General features: G+C 38.4%; 22 protein-coding genes and 1 pseudogene. 12 read left to right on the top strand and 11 right to left on the bottom strand.

Annotated elements, in window-relative coordinates:
* The first annotated feature begins 242 nt into the window (after positions 1–242).
* The 6 genes from BBH88_RS17680 to BBH88_RS17655 all read left to right on the top strand — a co-directional run bounded on the left by BBH88_RS17680 (position 243) and on the right by BBH88_RS17655 (position 4,143).
* On the top strand, positions 243–785 hold the full coding sequence (locus BBH88_RS17680) for a GNAT family N-acetyltransferase (RefSeq protein ID WP_006830358.1): 543 nt from the start codon (positions 243–245) through the stop codon (positions 783–785).
* A gap of 306 nt (positions 786–1,091) precedes the next feature.
* Positions 1,092–1,550, top strand: a complete 459-nt coding sequence (locus BBH88_RS17675; protein ID WP_006830359.1) for an SRPBCC family protein — start codon at positions 1,092–1,094, stop codon at positions 1,548–1,550.
* 186 nt (positions 1,551–1,736) lie between these two features.
* On the top strand, positions 1,737–2,174 hold the full coding sequence (locus BBH88_RS17670) for a DUF4275 family protein (RefSeq protein WP_006830360.1): 438 nt from the start codon (positions 1,737–1,739) through the stop codon (positions 2,172–2,174).
* Positions 2,175–2,421: 247 nt separating this feature from the next.
* A complete protein-coding gene (locus BBH88_RS17665; protein WP_006830361.1) occupies positions 2,422–2,838 on the top strand; it encodes a MarR family winged helix-turn-helix transcriptional regulator in 417 nt (138 codons plus the stop codon).
* Positions 2,829–3,179, top strand: coding sequence for a DUF3147 family protein (locus tag BBH88_RS17660; RefSeq protein WP_006830362.1), 351 nt, complete (start codon positions 2,829–2,831; stop codon positions 3,177–3,179). The genes BBH88_RS17665 and BBH88_RS17660 overlap by 10 nt, the downstream gene beginning before the upstream one ends.
* A gap of 169 nt (positions 3,180–3,348) precedes the next feature.
* Positions 3,349–4,143 carry a phosphotransferase gene (locus BBH88_RS17655; RefSeq protein WP_006830363.1) on the top strand — a complete coding sequence of 265 codons (795 nt, stop codon included), beginning with the start codon at positions 3,349–3,351 and terminating at the stop codon, positions 4,141–4,143.
* Positions 4,144–4,497: 354 nt separating this feature from the next.
* Here BBH88_RS17655 and BBH88_RS17650 read toward each other — a convergent pair whose 3' ends face one another.
* Entirely contained in the window at positions 4,498–5,403 is a 906-nt protein-coding gene (locus BBH88_RS17650) for a sensor domain-containing diguanylate cyclase (RefSeq protein ID WP_006830364.1), read from the bottom strand.
* Positions 5,404–5,419: 16 nt separating this feature from the next.
* Entirely contained in the window at positions 5,420–7,300 is a 1,881-nt protein-coding gene (locus BBH88_RS17645; protein WP_065536387.1) for a sensor domain-containing protein, read from the bottom strand.
* A gap of 134 nt (positions 7,301–7,434) precedes the next feature.
* Here BBH88_RS17645 and BBH88_RS17640 point away from each other — a divergent pair, with 134 nt between their 5' ends.
* Both BBH88_RS17640 and BBH88_RS17635 read left to right on the top strand, forming a co-directional pair.
* On the top strand, positions 7,435–7,734 hold the full coding sequence (locus BBH88_RS17640; RefSeq protein WP_006830420.1) for a transposase: 300 nt from the start codon (positions 7,435–7,437) through the stop codon (positions 7,732–7,734).
* On the top strand, positions 7,734–8,627 hold the full coding sequence (locus BBH88_RS17635) for an IS3 family transposase (protein ID WP_154669152.1): 894 nt from the start codon (positions 7,734–7,736) through the stop codon (positions 8,625–8,627). The genes BBH88_RS17640 and BBH88_RS17635 overlap by 1 nt, the downstream gene beginning before the upstream one ends.
* Positions 8,628–8,684: 57 nt before the next feature.
* Here BBH88_RS17635 and BBH88_RS17630 read toward each other — a convergent pair whose 3' ends face one another.
* Together BBH88_RS17630 and BBH88_RS17625 are read right to left on the bottom strand one after the other, a co-directional pair.
* A complete protein-coding gene (locus BBH88_RS17630; protein WP_065536388.1) occupies positions 8,685–8,885 on the bottom strand; it encodes a hypothetical protein in 201 nt (66 codons plus the stop codon).
* Between the two features lie 106 nt (positions 8,886–8,991).
* Positions 8,992–9,420: pseudogene (locus tag BBH88_RS17625) on the bottom strand (GGDEF domain-containing protein); the annotation flags it as partial.
* Between the two features lie 843 nt (positions 9,421–10,263).
* Between BBH88_RS17625 and BBH88_RS17620 the strand changes: the two are divergent.
* Positions 10,264–10,818 (top strand): hypothetical protein, encoded by a 555-nt coding sequence (locus BBH88_RS17620; protein ID WP_006830367.1) that lies wholly within the window; start codon positions 10,264–10,266, stop codon positions 10,816–10,818.
* Between the two features lie 819 nt (positions 10,819–11,637).
* Here BBH88_RS17620 and BBH88_RS17615 read toward each other — a convergent pair.
* From BBH88_RS17615 to BBH88_RS17590, 5 genes are all read right to left on the bottom strand, one after another.
* A complete protein-coding gene (locus BBH88_RS17615) occupies positions 11,638–11,940 on the bottom strand; it encodes a hypothetical protein (protein ID WP_006830368.1) in 303 nt (100 codons plus the stop codon).
* A 55-nt stretch (positions 11,941–11,995) separates the two neighbouring features.
* Entirely contained in the window at positions 11,996–12,361 is a 366-nt protein-coding gene (locus tag BBH88_RS17610) for a hypothetical protein (RefSeq protein ID WP_006830369.1), read from the bottom strand.
* A 32-nt stretch (positions 12,362–12,393) separates the two neighbouring features.
* Complete coding sequence (locus BBH88_RS17605) at positions 12,394–12,669, bottom strand: hypothetical protein (RefSeq protein WP_006830370.1); 276 nt, start codon at positions 12,667–12,669, stop codon at positions 12,394–12,396.
* Positions 12,670–13,266: 597 nt separating this feature from the next.
* Positions 13,267–13,551: a type II toxin-antitoxin system RelE/ParE family toxin gene (locus tag BBH88_RS17595; RefSeq protein ID WP_065536389.1), complete on the bottom strand. Its 285-nt coding sequence runs from the start codon at positions 13,549–13,551 to the stop codon at positions 13,267–13,269.
* A 13-nt stretch (positions 13,552–13,564) separates the two neighbouring features.
* Positions 13,565–13,882, bottom strand: a complete 318-nt coding sequence (locus BBH88_RS17590; RefSeq protein ID WP_006830373.1) for an AbrB/MazE/SpoVT family DNA-binding domain-containing protein — start codon at positions 13,880–13,882, stop codon at positions 13,565–13,567.
* Between the two features lie 299 nt (positions 13,883–14,181).
* Between BBH88_RS17590 and BBH88_RS17585 the strand changes: the two genes are divergently transcribed.
* From BBH88_RS17585 to BBH88_RS19025, 3 genes are all read left to right on the top strand, one after another.
* Positions 14,182–15,543 carry a peptidoglycan-binding domain-containing protein gene (locus BBH88_RS17585; protein ID WP_065536390.1) on the top strand — a complete coding sequence of 454 codons (1,362 nt, stop codon included), beginning with the start codon at positions 14,182–14,184 and terminating at the stop codon, positions 15,541–15,543.
* A gap of 130 nt (positions 15,544–15,673) precedes the next feature.
* The gene (locus BBH88_RS17580) at positions 15,674–15,859 is read left to right on the top strand and encodes a hypothetical protein (RefSeq protein ID WP_006830375.1); all 186 of its coding nucleotides are present in this window, start codon (positions 15,674–15,676) and stop codon (positions 15,857–15,859) included.
* Between the two features lie 83 nt (positions 15,860–15,942).
* A protein-coding gene (locus tag BBH88_RS19025; protein WP_197684178.1) for an IS630 family transposase occupies positions 15,943–16,982 on the top strand; the annotation gives its coding sequence in 2 pieces (ribosomal slippage) (positions 15,943–16,440 and positions 16,443–16,982; 1,038 coding nt in all).
* 862 nt (positions 16,983–17,844) lie between these two features.
* On the opposite strand, the gene BBH88_RS17560 is transcribed toward BBH88_RS19025, so the two are convergent.
* Together BBH88_RS17560 and BBH88_RS17555 are read right to left on the bottom strand one after the other, a co-directional pair.
* Positions 17,845–18,120: a hypothetical protein gene (locus BBH88_RS17560; protein WP_006830377.1), complete on the bottom strand. Its 276-nt coding sequence runs from the start codon at positions 18,118–18,120 to the stop codon at positions 17,845–17,847.
* Positions 18,121–18,501: 381 nt separating this feature from the next.
* Positions 18,502–19,779, bottom strand: a complete 1,278-nt coding sequence (locus tag BBH88_RS17555) for an IS110 family RNA-guided transposase (protein ID WP_006830378.1) — start codon at positions 19,777–19,779, stop codon at positions 18,502–18,504.
* Positions 19,780–20,205: the final 426 nt, after the last annotated feature.

Raw genomic sequence — 20,205 nt, 5'->3', positions numbered from 1 at the left:
TCATATTGAAGTTTTAATAATTGGTAGTATTTTATTATAAATTTGCAGGGTACCTGCTAATAAACATTCAAGTATTTTCATTATACTATTATATTCTGGAAATTAATTAGATTAAAATATAGTAATTAGATATAGTAAAGAACAGGCTATAGATCCTCTCTTGTATATAGGGAAACAAGAGGGCAGTTTTGATTGTTGGTTTTAAAACCTAAAGAAATGTTGATGAGTGAGGAGAAAAAAGAATGAAAATTGATAATCAAGAATTCCATATCAAAGGCACATTCTATACAATCAGACCTGCAGTACAGTCAGACGCGCAAAGCTTGTCAGAAATAAGATTGCAGATAGATGGGGAGACTCAAAATCTGGACAGAGAAAAAGGCGAAGCCTTTATAGATGAACAAGGATTTGAAAAATTAATTGAAGCAGACAACATAAATGACAAAAATCTTTTTCTGGTTGCCGTAGTCGATGATAAAATTGTCGGGTTTTCACGATGTGAAGGAAACAGGTTAAAAAGATTTTCACACAAAGTAGAATTTGGTGTTGGGGTATTACAAGAATATTGGGGATACAGTATCGGCAAAAACTTGTTGAAGGAATCACTTGCTTGGTGTGATATGAACGGTCTTAGAAAAGTAACCTTAACTGTTCTAGAATCCAATAAAAAAGCGATAGCTCTTTATGAAAAATTTGGTTTTAAAACTGAAGGCATACTTGGAAATGACAAAGTGTTTGCTGATGGAACATTCCGAAGTACTGTTGTAATGGGAAGATTTAAGTAAGAGTTTTGTTGGAATTAAAATTAGTTTACATATCGCAGCTTATCGGAAGCTACTGATATTGCAAAGGAGAAAAGAGGCTGTAAGCAGCACATCTTTTCTCCTTTTGTCTGTATAAGTGTACTTTTACGAACGCTTTATTGTAGGGGTTATACAGTGTAATTTATTTTGTTGAGTAGTAATGAATGTTAACATAGTAGTCAATATAGATTATAAATCAAAGCCCATGGAAACTAAGAAATTAGTCTAAGCGATCTTGAATTGAGAGACTTTGAAGAGAAAAGAAGATAGCTGGGAGGAATTTCACTTATGCCAATTATCAATCATGAAATTTATATCCAAGCTCCAATCAAGGTTTGTTTCGATCTTGCTAGAAATGTTGATATACATACCGAAACTACTGCTAAAACAAAAGAACGAGCTATTGCAGGAGTAACGACAGGGTTAATGGAAAAAGGAGACAGCGTTACTTGGGAAGCTATTCATTTGGGTGTGAAGCAGAAGCTCACTGCTAAAATCATCGAAATGGAGAAACCCTATCGATTTACAGATGAGATGGTCAAAGGAACATTTCATTCTTTTACCCATAAGCATGAATTTATGGTAAAAGACAATGGAACAATCATGAAAGATAGATTTGTTTATCGTTCGCCTCTTGGCTTTTTCGGAAAAATTGCGGATAGATTATTTTTAGAAAAATATATGAGGAAATTTATTGTGAACCGGGCAATTGAACTAAAGAAGATAGCTGAATATAAGAAGAAGTAGAGTTTACATATCATGAGATTATCGGAAGTGAAGAAACTTCGACGCGATCTTCTTTTTTGTCTGTCAAAGTTTATTTTTGTGAATGGTGTAAATTAATTTTCTATTCAGGGTTAGATCTCGTATTCTATTTATACGACCTAATAGGCCAATGATAGAAATTATCTGATTTAAAATAGGACAGAAAAGATGGTGATTATCATCGAATTAATTAATGTTCTTCGCAAAAAAGGAATAGTCGTCAATGAATTTGAAAATATTGGCATAAACTATAGAAAGAAATGGATTAATGCTTTTTCTGATTCTCAACTTGAAGAACATCAAAATTTAAATGAATTTTTATGGTATCTGTTTTCTTCTAAAAAAGTAGATTACTTGGTAAAGAAAGAAGCAGCTCTAGCCTTCGATAAAGTAAACAAGCAATATTGTTATATCTTCTTTCAAGAGTCAGAAGATGTTTTACAAGTAGAATACGCTTCTTCTATGAATGCGAAAGATTTGTCGAATGTAACAGGCGAATACTGTGATGTCTATATTGTGGACAAAGGCTTTAATTGGACATATGTAATTCCTCATGAAGAAGATTGGGGTCCATATTTTTACAGAAAAACGTCCAAGGGTGATTGAAAAGTTTTTCTAAAAAGTAGACTCACAGGAAATACAGTTTACATATGACACCTTATCGGAAGCTATTTGTATCGCAAAGGAGAAAAGAGGCTGAACGCAGTACATCTTTTCTCCTTTTTTGTTCGTGAAAAGGCACTTTTACAAACGGTTTAGTGGCTAATTGTGTTATTGCCAAAATATATCCTTCTATTAAATCGTATATTACGATATAATCGTATCATAAGATTTAATGGAAGGGGTATTCGTGATGACTAGTAACGCAAAAAAATTAAATGAGTGTTGGACTGATATTTATTTTCACCTGCATTACCCACATACAGAAAAGATTTCCCACCAAGTGATTCGAATCCTGCAGCTTGTGGAGAAAAAAGAAGAAATTGGAGTAAGTGAAGTGGCCACCTATCTTCAAATTTCACACAACACAGCTTCCGAACATGTGAAACGAATGGTAGAGAAGAATCTGCTAATTAAAGAGAGAGATTCGCAGGATGAAAGAAGGGTCCTATTGCATCTAACAGAAATCGGGAAATGTGTGTTGCATCGAAATACGAGCCTAGATGAAGAAAAACTGGAACAAGTCATGGATCAGTTAGCGGACAAGGAAAGAGAAATTGTCGAACAGGCTTTCAGAATTTTAAGTGAGCGTGCCAAAACATGTTTGTAATTATGAAAGTTATTGCTTCAGCATTTGTGATAGCTATCGTAACAGAGATCTCCAGGAGGTTTCCTGCATATGGAGGGATAGTGGCAGCTCTTCCACTTGTAAGTTTGCTGAGCATCATTTGGCTATACATGCAAGGGGAACAGACAGCTACTTTAAGTAAATTTGCATTAGGGGTGCTTTGGGGATTTCCGGCGACAGCTGTTTTGTTGATCATCGTCTACGTCGCGCTTCAAAACTCAATTCATTTGTTTCTTTCTATAGCTTTAGGTGGATGTGGCTGGCTGCTATTTTTAGTTCTTCAAAATGTTGTATTAGACTATGCTAGAGGAATTTTTAGCTGATGAAAGGAAGGAGCTTTGAATAAGGTTGCTTCCTTTTTTGCATGTGAAAATGTACTTTTACGAACGCTTAATGACCTAAAATCATGTAAGGTTTTCTATGTTAAATTTAATGGAAGAACATTGGTACTACACCGTATTACAGAAAATTAGTTGAAGGAGGACTAATAAGATGTCCAATCGTCAAGATGAAGAAAAGTTAACCGGCGGGAATGTTTCTGATGTCTATCGCACCGGAGATACAGTGCGTCGGAATTTGAAGCCAGAAAGTTTCAAAATTCATCAGCTTTTAAAGCATTTAGAGAATAGAGGTTTCAATCAGGCACCGCGATTTTTAAGCATAGATGAAAACGGGAGAGAAACTTTAACGTTTATTGAAGGAGAGGCCGGTAATTATCCTTTAAAAGAATATATGTGGAAAGACGAAGTTTTGAAAGAAATAGCGAAGATGATTCGTCTCTATCATGATGCAGTATGTGACTTTCCATTTGATGAAAGCTGGCAGCCGTTAGATAATACACCTTCGCACTACGAAGTGATATGCCACAATGATTTTGCTATATACAACATCATTTTCAATCAAGAAAAACCAGTAGGAATTATTGATTTTGATAATGCTGCCCCTGGTCCGAGACTTTGGGATCTAGCTTATACCCTTTATACATGTGTCCCTTTAAGTAGATATAATTTGGCTAAATCAGACGAGGGAGAAGTTTATTATGATTCTTCAAAAGATGCGGATCGAATAAAAGAACGGGTAAAATTGTTTTTTGAATCGTATGGAAGAGAAGTAGAAGAAAACTATTTGGAAATGGTATTGCTGCGATCAGAAGGACTATGTAAAACGATAGTAAGAAAAGCGACCGAAGGTGATCTTGCCTTTCAAAAGATGGTGTTAGAAGGGCACGTTGAGCATTATCAAAAAGAAATTCAATTTATTCGCGAACACGGTCATGAATGGACTTAGTATAGAATTCTAAGCTTTCTAATTAGTTTACATATCATAAGTTATCAGAAGCTGCTTGGATACAAAAGGAGAGTAGAGGCTAATCCAAGTACCTCTTCTCTCCTTTTTTGTTTGTATAGGCATATCGTTACGAACGGTCTATATGGAAGGTACTCTCGCATCTGTTTTGACTACGTCAAACAGATGCTAACTTGTAGTTATGCCAAATTTCACCATTATAATTTTAAATGATGCCCTAAATGCTTTATAAAGACAAAGAACCAATCGAATCATTTAAATCAACTAACTGAAATTAATAAGGTTATTCTCTGAACTGTTCCGATGTGCTGACATGTATAGAATTTGTATAAGTATTCAAAGGATGACGACTTGGTTTTTACCTTTATCTTTTGCTAAATACAAAGCCTTATCTGCCCATTGGGCCATGGAGTTAAGGGGAAAGTCACCTATAAAACTTTTCCCACCTATTGATACGGTGACGTCAATCGGACGGCTCTGTTCCTGAATTTTCAGCTGCTGGATATCCAAGCTTAACTTGTTAGCTAGCAATGTTAGTTCTATTTTGTTGGTATCCGGCAGAAGGAGTGCAAATTCATCTCCCCCTATCCGTGCTGCTGTATCAGAGAATCTTGTTGCATCCGAAATTTGAAGAGCCAGTTCTTGTAGTACTCGATCACCTGCAGGATGTCCGTAACCATCATTTATTTCTTTAAAGTTGTCTACATCGATGTAGAGTAAAGATAGGTACATGCCACGTTGACGGGATAGACTCACTTCTTTTATTACTTGTTCTTCAAAATAGCGTCGATTAAACAGGGAAGTCAAAGAATCCTTTTCGGCATATTCTTTCAGTTGAAGTTCTAGAAGCTTTTGTTTGGTAATATCCACATGGCGAATGACTACCCCTTCAATGGCCTGATTGTTTGCTTGAAGAGGGGTGGCTTGCATCAAAAACCATCTTTTTATGGCAGGGGAATGACACGGGTACTCAAAATTGAAACAGTCCGCGTCTCCTGTCAAAATCGCCTGCAGTCCTTGAAATATTGCAGGTTCTTCTTCACATTGTCGAAGATAATTTGCACCAATCCCAAAACTGGATAGCGTTGTGCCATTGCTTAGCCCAAATCGATTCCATTCTTGATTTGTAAAACAAATAGTTCCATTTCGATCGATCAAACAGATTTGATCTCCTAAAGAATTCAGAATGGACTCACTTATTTCCGAATCCATTGATAAGAGGGTGTCAAACTTTGCTTTCATTGCCATCATCATCTTTCTATAGGAGAGTGTGGTGATATGGTAGTTCTTTCATATCCTTATTTTTAATGAAATCCTGTAAATATTTTTTTTCAAAAGCTTTTGGGGTCAAAGGCTTATCATACAAATAGCCTTGATGTATCGGACACCCGTTTTCTTGCAAGAACAAGGATTCTTCTACTGTCTCTACTCCTTCAGCCACTAAATCGCATTCGATACTGTGTGCCAAGTGAATCAGGGATGTTAAGACGGCTTCCGATTTTCGGTTTTGGCCGATTTTCTGAACAAAGGATTGGTCTATTTTGATTTTATTGATTGGAAAATGAGTCAAATAGGAAATCATCGAAAAGCCGGTGCCAAAATCATCAATCGCAATGGAAATGCCTTTGGATTTGCAGCGAAGTAAATTCTCGAGTGTTTTGGGTGAATAGGTCAGCTCGGCCTGTTCGGTAATTTCAATTTCAAGTAGATGCGAAGAGATTTGAAAATGTTCAAGCAGTTCAAAAAAATTGTCGAAAAAAGTCGGATCACTGAGTAGAGAAGGGGTCATATTGATGGCGGTCCGAAGGTTCCAGCCAAATCCTTTTTCCCACTCTTTAATTTGAGTAAATATTTCGGCAAGCAAATGAGAAGTCAAAGGAACAATCTCCCCAGACTCTTCGGCTATTTGGATAAATTCCAGTGGTGAAATTTCTCCGAATTCGGGATGATTCCAACGGGAAAGTACTTCAGCGCCGACTAGCTGACCGGAACTTCCATCAATCTGTGGCTGCAGGACGTAATAAAAGCCATTCTCCTTTAAGTCTCCGTTCAACCCTTTTTCAATAGCTGACTTCCGATTATAAGAAATTTTCATCAGTGGGTGGAAGAAAGAGTGAAAAGAACCGGGAACCTCTTTGGCTTCATGCATCGCGATGTCGGCGCAAGAAATCAACTCTTCTAGTGTCTGAGCATCAAAGGGGAAGCAAGCAATGCCAATACTGACGCTGGCATGGATTTTTTGAGAATCTTCTAGAACCACCGGGTGAACGAAAATCTCTTGCATCTGTTCAGTGATAGCTGCCACGTCTTCATTTGGAGCGACTTCTTGCAAAATAATGAACTCATTCCCATCTAGCCGGCCAACATGACACGTTTTGCTTGAAAACCCGTTCAATTCTTCAGCGAATTTCTTTATGATGCGTTCTCCCGCACCGAAGTGGTGTACAGCGTTAATATAGTTTAAATTATCAATATTGAAATGCAATATCGAGAAATTCTTCTGCTGTTCGATTAGCAAACGAGCTGTCTCAATAATTAATCTGCGATTGGGCAATCCCGTTAAATAGTCGTAGTATGTGGATTCGACCAGTTGCACTTCTGTTTTCTTTCGTTCACTTACATCCTGAAAATATAAAGCCAATCCGCCTTTTTTTAACGGACATACTTTCATCTCGAACCAAATATCCAGTGGCTTATAGTAATCGATAAATTCCAGGACGACTTTTTCTCTCAAAGCCTGCTGGTAATTTTGATAGAATGACGTGCCAGCTACTTCTGGAAACCATTCCACCAAGTCTCTTCCCACTACATTTCTGCGTTGGTACTGAAACAGTTTTTCAGCAATCTCATTTACATAAATGATTTGTAACTGATCATCCAATAAAATAAACCCTTCGGTCATCGTTTCTAACACAATTTCCGCGGTGATGGGTTGAATGGAATAAGGACTAACAGACTTATGGGAGACGATGACACCGTATGTATGTCCCGACGCATCTTTAATTCCCTTCATTTTCGTTTGGAACCAATGGATGACGCCATCTTTCATAAGAAACTGCCCCACCTGTTGGTGTTCGGGAATTTTATTCATCAATACTTGCTGAATTGAGTGAAGTTCAGTTTCTTTATCCTTTTTCATCAATTGCTCGAAATAATTGGCTCCTGTTTTCCAAAAGGAGTTACTTTCGTCGTGAGTGGGTTTAGACTTAAAAGTGGACACGACCAAACGGTTTTCGACATACTGAAACCACCAAGAAAAAGGACGTGTCAAACATGGGTAAACACAAAACGACCGAATACAAGGAATATATCGCCAAGCTCCATATCAAAGAAGGACGGAAAGCCACGGACCTGGCTTATGAAGTCGGCGTGAGTGCCACAACGGTGCGGCAATGGGCAAGAGAGTATCGGGAAAAGCAAGAGCGTTTAGCGAATCCAACGGGTGAGCCGCTGGTCACCTTCTCAGAGATGGAGAAGAAGCTGCGGGATACAGAAAACCGGCTGAAAGAGCGTGACGATGAAGTAGAAATCTTAAAAAAGGCCATGCATGTCTTCATGAAAAGCCGCACGTAATCTTTTCGTTCATCCAGGAGCATCGGAACGAATACGACGTGTTGATGATGTGTAATTTACTTGGCGTATCCAGAGGCGGCTACTATAAATGGCGGACTCAGCTGGTCGTAGCTACTCGGACTGAACGGCAGATTCTGCGGGAAGAACTTCTCCAAAAAATTGCTCAATCGTATCATGAGAGCTATGGCACCTATGGTAGCCCGCGCATTCTTGAAGATCTCAAGGCGCAGGGATATTCCATATGCGAACGAACCGTGGGTCGTTACATGAAAGAGCTAGGACTCTGTGCATTGCCAGTAAAACAATTCGTGACAACGACGGATTCCAACCATCACCAATTCGTTTACCCAAATCTTCTCGAGCGCCGTTTTAATGTCGACAAGCCCAATACGGTCTGGGTATCCGATATCACGTATATCTGGACGCTAGAGGGATGGTTGTATCTGGCGAGTGTAATGGATCTATTCTCGCGCAAGATTATCGGGTGGAGTCTGGATGTCACGATGAAGACCGAACTGCCACTTGGGGCGCTGCAAGAGGCGCTGCTCTTGCGAAATCCCACTGGTGAGCCAATCCATCACTCTGACCGCGGCTCTCAATACTGTTCCGATGAGTACATTAAGTGCTTGAAAAAAGCCGAATTCCAAATCAGCATGAGCCGCAAGGGAGATCCGTACGATAACGCCTGCATCGAATCGTTTCACGCCACCATTAAGAAAGAGCTGATTTACCGCCACCGGTTCCGAACACGGGAAGACGCTCGAAAGGCAATCGGCCATTACATCGATGACTTCTATAATTTGCGTAGACGGCACTCCACACTCGGTTATTTGTCACCCGAAAACTATGAAAAAAAATACGCATCCCTGATATCAGAACGATTGGTTTCGTGACAGTTTGACAGCCATGAGAAGCGGTTCGCTTTTGAACCGCTTCTCATGGCTGTCCGATCAAGCGGAGCGCGATAGGGTTTTTGAAGAAAAAGAACAGTTTTTCTGTGTCCACTTTCTTGACAGAAGACCATGAGTGGTACAAAAATCGACCCATGGCTGATTCGCGTAAAGAATGATTCCATTTGTATCCATGATAATCAGGAATTCGTCCATCGCGTTCAGCCATTCCTGAGTTTGACTATCATTATTTCCCAACATCTTCTCACTCCTCATTTTTAGTTTGCTCTATTATCATAAACGGTGATAAGAACCTACTCCACTTCATTGTTCCTAAAGTATGCATCCAATCTGCGAAATAGATGTTCTAGTCCTTGGCGAAATGAACTTGGTTTTTCCCTTTCTTTTTGGCGGTATACAAAGCTTCATCAGCTAACTTTATGGTTTCTTCTATCTTTTTAGAATTTGATGCTACCCAGAATGCGCCACCGATACTGCAACTGATAGACGCATGTTGGCCATTAAGAGAGTATGGCTTGTTAATGGTTGATATAATTCTTTCGCCAACCAGTCTTCCTCTTTTAGCCATTTCCTCTGCAGGTGAAGTCAGGACGACAATAAATTCATCTCCCCCGATTCTAGAAATCATTTCTTCTTGCCTTATGGTGTGTTTCATTCTGGCAGCTACTTGAACGAGTAATTCGTCTCCTGCATGATGCCCCAACGTATCATTAATGGATTTAAAGCCGTCTAAATCGGTAGAGAACAACTTGATTCTTTGGACTTTAACCGATAGCCATTGTTTCTCTCCATTCTGTAAAAGGAAAGGGTATAGTTGTTTATTTCAGAACAAACTGATATGTTTAGCTGTTCAACTGAATATGTCAGCGTATACATAAGCATTATAGATTAAATTTGCATAACTTTGTATGGGTATATAAAGCTATTTAAATTACTTTTTTTTCAATTAAATGGCAAGTGTAAGATCTCATTTTTGTTAGTAAAGGAAAATCCCAGGCAAAAAAGCATGAGTTCATCCTTTTTCTTCAACTTATCGCATATTTTATTTACTAAAAAGTGATTTATCATCTTTTGGAAAAGAAAAATGACTGATTATTGGATACTATGATTTATATATTGTTCATAAATGAGCCACTTATGCGGATAAGTAAACCAGCTATTGCAGAAGGTAGAACCACCGTCTGTGCAATATAGAGCCAACGGAAGTGCCTACCAATAATTTAATAACGAATTAATACCGAGAACGCGTTGGATAGTGAAACCACTCTATATTGATGTCGAATCTAAAGAAATGATGTCTGCCATTTAATTTAAAATCTATAAGTAGGAATAAGAAGCACTTAATAAGTTTTTCTCCATTTCTCTAGCCAGGAGAGTTTACATATGACGAATTATCGGAAGCTACTGGTATTGCAAAGGAGAAAAGAGGCTGTAAGCAGCACATCTTTTCTCCTTTTGTCTGTATAAGTGTACTTTTACGAACGCTTATTAAATATAAGGAAGAGAAGTAAAAAGACAAAACTACACTATTAGAAATTTTTGTGTTCCGAAATGGGTTTATATGGTAAGTTGGTTAGAAAAAGAGATGCTAATTTACGAAGCTCTAAGGAGAAATGATATGAAAAAAAGATTATTTATTTTCTTTTCATCACTAATTGCTTTACTTATTATGGGTTACTTTATAATCCTATTCATGTTTTATTATGAACCCACTCCTAGTAAACACAATGTTGAAGAAATGGTAAGCGCAAAAGATCTTACGGATTTCGGTGAGGTTGAGGGATCATATCTACGAACTCCAAAAAACTATGGTTTTTACAATAAAGACAGCATTTATATCGTGGAACAGTACTTAGAAAAAGGTGAGGAGTATGATAAGCAATATGTAATCATAGAAGAGGGTTTGGAATTAACGGATGATGATAGCCAGGCTATCAATCAAATCCTAGCTAAAGATGAATTACAAACTGATTATCTAAGTAATCTCAAAGTAATCTCAAAGCATCGAATGACTGTCTACAAAAATAACGAAAAAGTTGAAGAAAGCTGGCTTTTCAAAATTACCTATAAATATGATGAAGATTATTTCTTGACGTTCTTGCTTCCCGAAAACATCGAAGAAGGGAAATTCAACTTTTTCGCAGAAGGATATGAACAGTTTCTACAATTTTAATATATTGAGATTTTACAGATTTGAAAAAAATCTGCTTAAAGAAAACTGGAAATTCTCTTCTCTTATAGCGAGAGAACTTCTTACCAGTGCCTGAAGTCAACATGCCCAATTTTATGGGTTTACATATCTCAAATTATCGAAAGAGAAAAAGCGATACGCAGTTTTTCTCATTCTTTGCGTCTGGAAAAATATACTTTTATGAACGATTTTATTTCCAAAATTATCTAGCTATTATTTTGAGTTCTGAGTATATTTAATGTATGAGTTTCGATTTTAATTACATAAGTTAAGACATGAAAACAGACTCAGCAATACCCAGAGGAAGTGAGTGGGTAGAGACTAGGATTCGAATGTAACTTATGTGCAGTTAAGTTACATTCAAAATACTTATTGGAGGTAAAAAATGGGGAAGCTACTAGCATGTATGTTTATAGGTTTGATATTCCTAACTATAGGAATTTATGTATCCAGTTTTTTAACTACAACATGGATTATAGTTGGCGTGCTTCTTGCTGTACTGGGAGGAATATTAATGGGCAGTAGCTCTTTGTTTTTACCTAAGTACGTTAAAAAATGAGTTTCATAGAGATCTTTTACTGAATCCGAATGTAACTTATTGTGAATTATGTTACATTCACTTTCAACAATAAAAAGAGAAAGCCCATCGAATTTCTTTCCCTAAAGTCTAAAAGTCGCATCCTGATTTTCAGGATGCGACTTTTACTCATTCAAACCACGCCTTTCGAAAAAAGGCATGATTCAATCTTTCACTTTGTTCCTGACAGACCTTTATCTAAAAAGGGTGTACGTATTTGTACTTTAATTTAAAATTACCGTCATAACGATCGCGGTTGCAACCGAAAGAATAAAAGATCCTACTACAACCCACTGAGAAGTAGCAGTTTTTTTATTTTTAGTTGTAAAATATTCAGTAACCTTAACGACTAAATATATAAGCAATGCTGGAATAGCCAGTCCATCAACTGTAATTTCTTTCCCTGTAGCCAGCATTAAAGAGACGAATAACATACCATAAATGATCGCTGCGTAAAATCCATTACTCATTGTGCCTAGAACCCCAGAGTTATTTAAATTGGTTTTTTTTGTAGATATGGTAGACATGTCTATCAAACCTCCTGTTAAGATTTTAGATTATCTGTAAAAGAATTAGGTGTATTTACCATTGTAAACAATTATCATATATTCCTTGTATGCCTAAAATTTCTGCAGCTGCACCACCAGCTATTAGTGTGAAATCTTTTGCATTTCCAGCTCCAACGAGCAATTGAGCAGTTGCCTTAATTCCACCAAATCCTTTAATTGCCTTGAATGCAGCGCCAGCAGGTATAACTGCTAATGTAAGATGAGCTGCACATTTAGTCACCTGCCATGCCCCTCCCCAGAAACCTGCTGCCATTATAACATCCTCACCCGCCTCAGTTTTGGCAACAAAGTTATTATCTCCCTGTAATGTTACTGAAACTGTTCCTTTTGGAAGCTCTGGCTGTTCTGCATAGATCAATTGTTGATTCAGTATACTCACTTCTTCTTTACTGTTTGCTACAATAATATCATCTAATTCAGTAACTTTTTTGTTGCGTTACTAGAAGCTTGAATTCCAGAACTTTCAAACATAGCTTCAAGCAGTCGTTCTAATTCATGTTCATCTAGCCCACTGGTTATTTCATCAAAACGAACCCACTCATTGGCTATTTCTTCTGCTTGCTTTTCTTGTCCTGATGTAACTTTAAATTCAGAATAAGAATTAGCTTGTGCGCTTAAACCAGTCATGCTCATACTCGTAACTAATAGCATTGTGCTTATAAGAATAAAAAAAATCTTCTTTTTCATACTAGCAACTCCCTTTTTTTGAATAATGATAATACTTCCATCTATTCAAATTAACTGTAACATTAATAAGTAAAAAAGGATAGTTATTCCAGTTAACTGGCAATTAAATGCCAAAAATTTTTCTCTTCTAAAAAAATCAACGGAGTTTTGCTGCTAGTTTTGAATGTAACTTATTGCTAATTAAGTTACATTCAATTGTCGAACAGTGGGTACTTTATGAAAGGAGTCTTATTCTTTGGGTAATATAAAATATGTTCATTTATTCTCATTTTATTTCTTTAAAACCCTAATTGTACTTCTAGGTTTTTTTTATGCTGAAGACAATTTTCGTAAATCACTTCAAGAATTTAATTCATCGGATGTTATTCGATCTTGCATCGTCTTTTTTATTATTTTTCTGGCTGCAAGTACTTCTTCTCAGAGTTATGAAAATTTCCAATCCGTCTCCAAGAAAACTAGGTTTCTACTAGGTATCACAGCTGGAATAATTGCAATTCTTTCTTGTGGGTATTTACTAAGTGTTTATTTTTGAATGTAACTTATTAGCAATTATGTTACGTTCAAAAGCCCTCCATTGCTGGAGGGCTTCTTCTTGATTCATTGCTTTTGAGGGTTTCTTAGTAAGTCATCGTAATGACCACAATTCCGCAAAATTAACGTTTTTTCAGCTGTTTGGCTGTATTCCCACGAAATCCGGATATCCATATTGGCGCTTGCTTCAAAGATGGATTTCGTCCCTTCAATTCGCTTGGTTCTCAGGGAAGGTTGAAAAGGAGGTGCGGCTGCCAAGAGCTTAATGGCCTCACTGACCGCACGCTGTTCATTCTTGTGGAACTTTTTATATGATTTCTTGAATTTATTCGTGATCTCTAGTTCAAACAATCAACTGTCACCTTCATTCATCTGCTTCAAGCCAGGCAAGCGCATCTTCTACAGCCAATGGGCCACTGGTCATTCCCCGGCCGATCTCTTGCTGAGCTTCTTTTTCGTCTTGCTGCCACGTTTCCGTCCAGTACCAAGCTTGGTCTTTAGCGATTTCAATCATCGGAATCAGGACGATCCGCCCGTCTACCACGGTTACTTTCAAATTGGTATTAGAGGTTAAATCCAGCTGTTCCAGTATTTCGTTGGGAATTGTCACCTGCCCTTTGCTTCGCAAACGAACATGCTTGGCCATCCCTTTATCTTGCGAACGTTCCTGTACATTTGGCATGCTTCAAGCCACCTTTCATTTTCCATAACTTTAAGAAAATCTAACTTTCCTACTTTCTTAAATATATACTTTATCGCTTCAAATTTCAAGCAAAAGAAAGGGAAATCCGCAATAAATACATTCACTTTCTTTTCAGTGGCTCATAAAGGCAGCAGCCGACATGGAACCCATTTCATTTTGGCAATTTAAAGAGAAGTTGGATGACAAAAAAAAAAATTTGCTTCGCTGGTTTCAAAAAAAGAGGGTTTCTTTCTTTTAGGAATAGGCACCAAAAATTAAAACGAAATGAGGAATGAATCATGAACATCGACAATCAATTAATCACAACAGACTCAGCCAAACGGTGGATTGAAATGTTGCAGAAGCAACTGATCCGTGAAAATCCAGCCGCCTTGCCAAACGACGGCATTGACGGCATCTACGGCGCCGAAACAACAGAATGGGTAACCCGTTTTCAACAGCGTAAAGGGTTGTACGTCGACGGCATCGCCGGAGCTGAAACATTGGAACGATTGCGTACAGATATCGTGTTTTACGTAGGTGGGCCTTCTGGAAAAGGTGTAGAACTGTTGCAGGAGGATTTGGAGTATTTCTATCTTTCGTCGGGAACAATCGATGACATCTACGGGGCTGGCACACGACAGAGTGTCCGAGACTTCCAAGCCGACAATAACTTGTTTGTGGACGGAGAAGCTGGTCCTGGAACAATGAAGAAGATGGATGAACTTCTGACGACGCTCTTCGCTCAATCTAGCGATACTGGAAGCCTGGTCCGTCGGATTCAAGAACAATTAAATGAGCAAGAAAGTACTAGTGTTTCTGTTTATGTAGATGGAATTTACGGCAGTGCGACGAAGAATGCTATTACCCAATTTCAGACTGAAAACAATCTTTATGTAGATGGCATCGTTGGACCGAGAACAATGCATTTTTTAGATGCTCAAGCACAACAACTTATGACTAGCGAAGAAATTCAAAATGCTCTTGAGTCTCGTGCAGGTTTTTCTTTTGGAGAAGTGGAGGAAGCTGTAGCCACAAAATTCATCTCACTTTTAGAAGAAAATTCTGTTTTCACAGGAAATTTAGGTACCGCTAATCTTTCTAGTGTTAATGCTGTTACACAGGTAGGGTACCAGAATAATGGAATGCTCATCGTATATGCTGAAGTTGATGATAATTCTGAAAAACAAGTGATGGCATTCTTTGATGAAAAAGAAGAAGAGCTACTCACCTTTAGCATCATTCAAGAAACCGGAAGTGCATACGATGATCTTATAAAAATTACAAACGTTAGTCTTACAGAGAACGGAGAAGGAATTGAAGAAATTGAAACAACAGTAGCAGAATCAGATAATCAACAACTTCTCTTGGAGTTAGAATTTAAAGAAGCTTACGAAAAAGCACTAAGTTCAGCATCTATAGCTTCAGCCTCAACAATTACTCTCTCGAGTGATCCTGGAGAAGATCCACTTTATGATGCTATTCAACTTGCTTGCGGATCATTGTTAGCTATAGGGGCAGGAGTATCTTATGCTAAAATTGCGACTATTTTAGGTGTTACTACTACTAATCCAGTTTCTTTAGGAGCCATTTTGACAGCTGTTGCAGGTGGCGCTCTTGGTTATTATTTTTGTCAATATCTAGAATCTCCTCTTTCTTAAAGTATGACTATTTGTTAGAGAGTAGGGAATAAATAAAAAATAGATTAAGATACCTAAATCACATCAAATAGTGAAGAAGGTATCTTAATTTTACTATCACTTTTTAAAAAAATTATAAGGAGGTTAAAATATGGATTCTAAAAAACTTTTTTTGCGCTTTATTGTAGCACCTATTATCGTTTTAGTTCTTTTATTTCTTGTGATATATGTCTTAGAAGACGGAGATATAAATTGGTTGTTTTTTATTCCTTTTATAATTGTTTTTATGGCTATCAATTCAATTTACTTTTTGATTAAAAAAAGAAAATTAAATTAAAGATATATATAAGTTGAATTAAATATCTGACATTTCTGATAATAATGTTGTATAGTTGGAGAAAATCCGAAAGGAAGATCTCCATGGAAAAGGAAGCGCAAATCCAAGAATTAATAGAAGCGATGAACCAGACCCATGATCGGCGCATATATGAGCGCTACCTGGCTGTGAAGCTCATCCTTCAAGGTAAGACCCAGAAGGAAGCTGCGGAAATCATCGGACGCAACGAACACACCGTCGGGAAATATATCGCCGGTTATCAAGCGTCTGGCCTGGAAGGGCTTGTCCGGCGCACAGCTCCCGGTAGAGAGTCGAAACTGAAATTCGAACAGTTGCGGGAACTAAAGGAAATCATCGCTTATCAAACACCAGTCGACTGCGGATTTCCAGCACGAGCCAATTGGACGCTATCCCTTGCGGTTCAACTCATTAATGTCAAATGGAATGAGAGCTATACTTTGAAAGGTGCTTCCCGACTTCTCCATTCACTGGGGCTTAGCTATACCCGTCCGACTTACACGCTTAAAAAAGCAGATCCGGTGAAGCAGGAGAAGTTCCGTGTTCAGACATTTCCAGCGCTAAAAAAAAACTGATGAACGGACAAATCGACTATCTCCTGTTTGAAGATGAATCGATGATCCGAGACTATCAAGCAATCGGTCGAACCTGGTTCATCCGGGGGAAACAGCGCCTCATCCCGACTTACGGACAGCACAAGGGGCTGAAACTGATTGGAACGCTCGAATATGAAACAGGTAAAATTTTCTGTGTAGAAGAGGAACGCTACGATGCCAAAACGTTTTTGGGATTCTTGCGAAAACTTCTGGCTGCTTATCCAGCGGGTAAAATTGTCATGATTCTCGATAATGCAAGAATCCACCATGCCAAGTTGATTCAACCATTTCTTGAAGAAAATCGAAACCGCCTTGAACTCGTCTTCCTGCCGCCCTACAGCCCTGAGCTTAATTTAATGGAAGGCGTTTGGAAATGGTTGAAGGAATCGGTCATTCAAAATGTTTTCTTCGGCAATGTACAAAAGATTATCTTGGCGGTCCGGGCATTCTTAAAAGATGTTGAGCAGCGACAAGCTGAAACGATTGATCGCCTATGCGTAAGAATGTAACTTTTTAAATTCAACTTATATAGATACTTAAATCTCGTAGCATATATACTCAATTCAAAAGCCATAGGTACCTTAGCATTACCGAAGTTAAATTACATAAGAACCAGAAAAACCAACTTACTTGTAAGTTGGTTTTTTGTGAAGAGAGTTTTAAAAATGCATTCTATCTGAAGTTTTGTATAGGATAGTATTCTTTTCATTCGCAGTAGAGCTTTATTTTTCTTTAAAGTCATGTAGTTTGCTACTTTTTTAAAAATTTTAAGTATAATTTTCACGTTTTCACCTACTATTTTCATCTACACGGAAACGAGCATATTAATTGCTGTACTTGCATCTGTTGTTGGAAAGTTATCCTACACTTATTTTCTAAGCAAAAAGCGTGCTCAAAAGCACTAAAGTTAAGTTACATATTATAAGTCACCTAAAAATTAACTTATCTGGAGTAGATTTTTTATTTTTGAATGTAACATAAGTCTAATTATGTTACATTCACAACCCTTGTGTTAGTGAATTTTGAAGAGAAATAAGAGAAGTTAGATTTGCTAGAAAAAAAGATACATTCGATTTGTAATGTTGAAAGGTTTTAGAAATTTGCTTTTGAATAGATTTGGGTTTGTACCACAGGTTACCCGATGAGAAGAAGCTAGAAAGAGCCTTTTCTCTTTTTTTCCTTCTAGGAAAGTGTACTTTTAAAAGTGCTTTTAATTATTGAATGGTTTATGAATGAAAAGAGTTGCATCTACTTAATTAGCATAGATAACTCTTTTCAAGAAATAGGCTTATCAAAATAACTTTCATACAACAAATCAATTCTAATAACCCAACAAAAAAAGTGTCTTTTTAAAAGATACTACAAATAATATTAACGGTCACGCACAGTTTTGTTGACATAACCGATATACAAAAAAACAAATCCGGTAATTGATGTTGCCACTGCGAATAATAATCCCGTAGCACTTGCTCCTATTCCGGCACCAGTAATAGCACCTACAATATTAAGAATAAGAAAATGAATTACAAGAGGGATTACAAACGCAGTAAGATAGCCAGCATTAATCCATCTTTCCTTATCATTTCCAGCAATTTTATAAACAGAAAAGCTTAGCAAAGCGATGTAAGCACCTAAAATTAAGATCATACGAATCCTCCCTCTATAAATATTGATGTATCAACGGTTTGAATCGTTATTAGGGTGCCAAAAAATATTTTTCTGGCCCTGTGGTAACCAGTTATTTTAAAACCTGTGAATCTCTGGTAATGAAAGAGTACGCTTCGCTACAACCAATACCAGTTATTGGTTGTAATCCGCTATGTCATGCACAATGGATCTCTGCGTCGCTTATGATGACTTACCCTCCCATGTCTCGTGGCATCAAGTGCCTACATTCCTTCGTTCGGTCTAGTCATAAGGCAGAGGCCAGCGAAGCTCCTTTAGGGACTCAGTGGTCGGATGGATGAAATAGTGCTGGCTTCTCCGTGTCACTCTCATGTCGTGGATCTCTCGTGAAATGTAAACTTCTTAAGCTGCCTCCTGGAGGCACAGGCTATCGCTCATCAATTGCTTCGCATCAAAATGAATCTGCTTCGTACAGAGCGCGTGGAGCACTTTCAGTAACTTGCCGCATAGGACGACGATGGATTGCTTTTTTCGCAGGGGATTCTGCGAACGGGTCGTATAGTATTCATGTAACTTTCGGAACGCTTCGTTGTGGCGGATCAGCGGCATCATGACCCGGAATAACAGGGCTCTGAGCTTGCGTCTACCACGTTTGGAGATGCGTTTCTGGCCTTTATGCATGCCCGAGGAGTTCTCCCGCAAGGTGAGTCCCGCTAGCTTGATAAGTTGGCGTGGATCTCGGTAATGGGAGAAGCTGCCGATTTCGGACAACAGGTCAATGATGGTCGGTGTGCCAAGTCCTGGCACAGTAGACAAGTACTCATATTCCGGTGTTTTCTGGATCATCGTTTCGAGTTCAAGGGTCAATTCATCCAGCTCTTTTTCCAATTGGCGGTACCGGTTGAGGAGCGTGGCGATTTCACGTTGTGCCATCGTTTTCCCTTCCGTGATGCCAATGGACGAAGAAGCGGCTTCGATTAACTGCTGCGCTTTCGGGCGTTGTGGTGATTTCATTCCCTCAATCTCTCGGTAGAGAGCAAGTAACGCTTCCGGCTCTTTTCCGGTGACATCAGTTGGAAACGGGGTTTTTTCCAGCGCCGCCAAAGTCATTTTTCCGAACGTCGGAAAAACCTGGACAAATTCCGGGAAATACCGATCTAGCCACCGGATCATCTTGTTTTTGATGGCACCGAATTCTTCGGTCAGATTGGAACGAAGTGTGGCACCGACGCGCAGCTCTGCTTCCATGCCTTCTAGGACGCGCGGGTAGCTGAAGCGGCCGTCTTTTACCAGGCGGGCGATCACCAGCGCATCTTTCTGATCATTTTTCGTTTGTAAGTTATCATCCAGCTCTTTCGAGCGTTTCACGTGCATCGGATTCGTCATGACGAGCGGAATCCCGTGATCATTGAGAAAATGGAACAGATTGAGCCAGTAATGTCCGGTCGGCTCAATGCCGACCAGCACTTCTGTCTTGCCGAACTCCTTCATCGCGCTGATTACGCGCTCGTAGAAGTAATCAAACCCCGCTTTCGATTGGTAGACGGGAAAAGCCTTCACCAGCTGGCGCCCACGGTCATCAACGAACGTGGCGTAATGCTTGCGTTTGGCGATATCCATTCCAACCACAATTGTTGTATCCATGACTTGATTAATCTTTTCATTCAGTTTAGAATTCATTTTGGAGTCCTCCTTGGTATCTAAATTAGGGGTCAATTCGTTCAGTGCATTGACACCCCACATCATACCAAGAGGGCTCTTTCTGTTTCAATCCCCCGTAAATCCTTCTAACAGGAATGCTCCTTTTAAACTTTTACCAAGTAAATTAACAGTTAGTTTTCTTAAAGGTTACCATCTATTCATACTGCCATAAACTAGTTGGAAATGGAAATGGAAATGGAAATGGAAATGGAAATGGAAATGGAAATGGAAATGGAAATGGAAATGGAAGTTGAAGCTTAGAATATCAAGAATTATATGTAACTGGATAAACTAAGAATTCCTATCAATTCTTGGTTTACATATCGCTGCTTATCGGAAGAGAACTATTGGATTTTATACGCAAACTGTAAGAGCTTTTTAAAAAGCTTCTACTTTCAAATCGCC

Source organism: Planococcus antarcticus DSM 14505 (assembly GCF_001687565.2).
Taxonomy (GTDB): Bacteria; Bacillota; Bacilli; order Bacillales_A; family Planococcaceae; genus Planococcus; species Planococcus antarcticus.
Note: the sequence above shows the minus strand (reverse complement) of the source record. Positions and strands in the feature narration are given on the sequence as shown.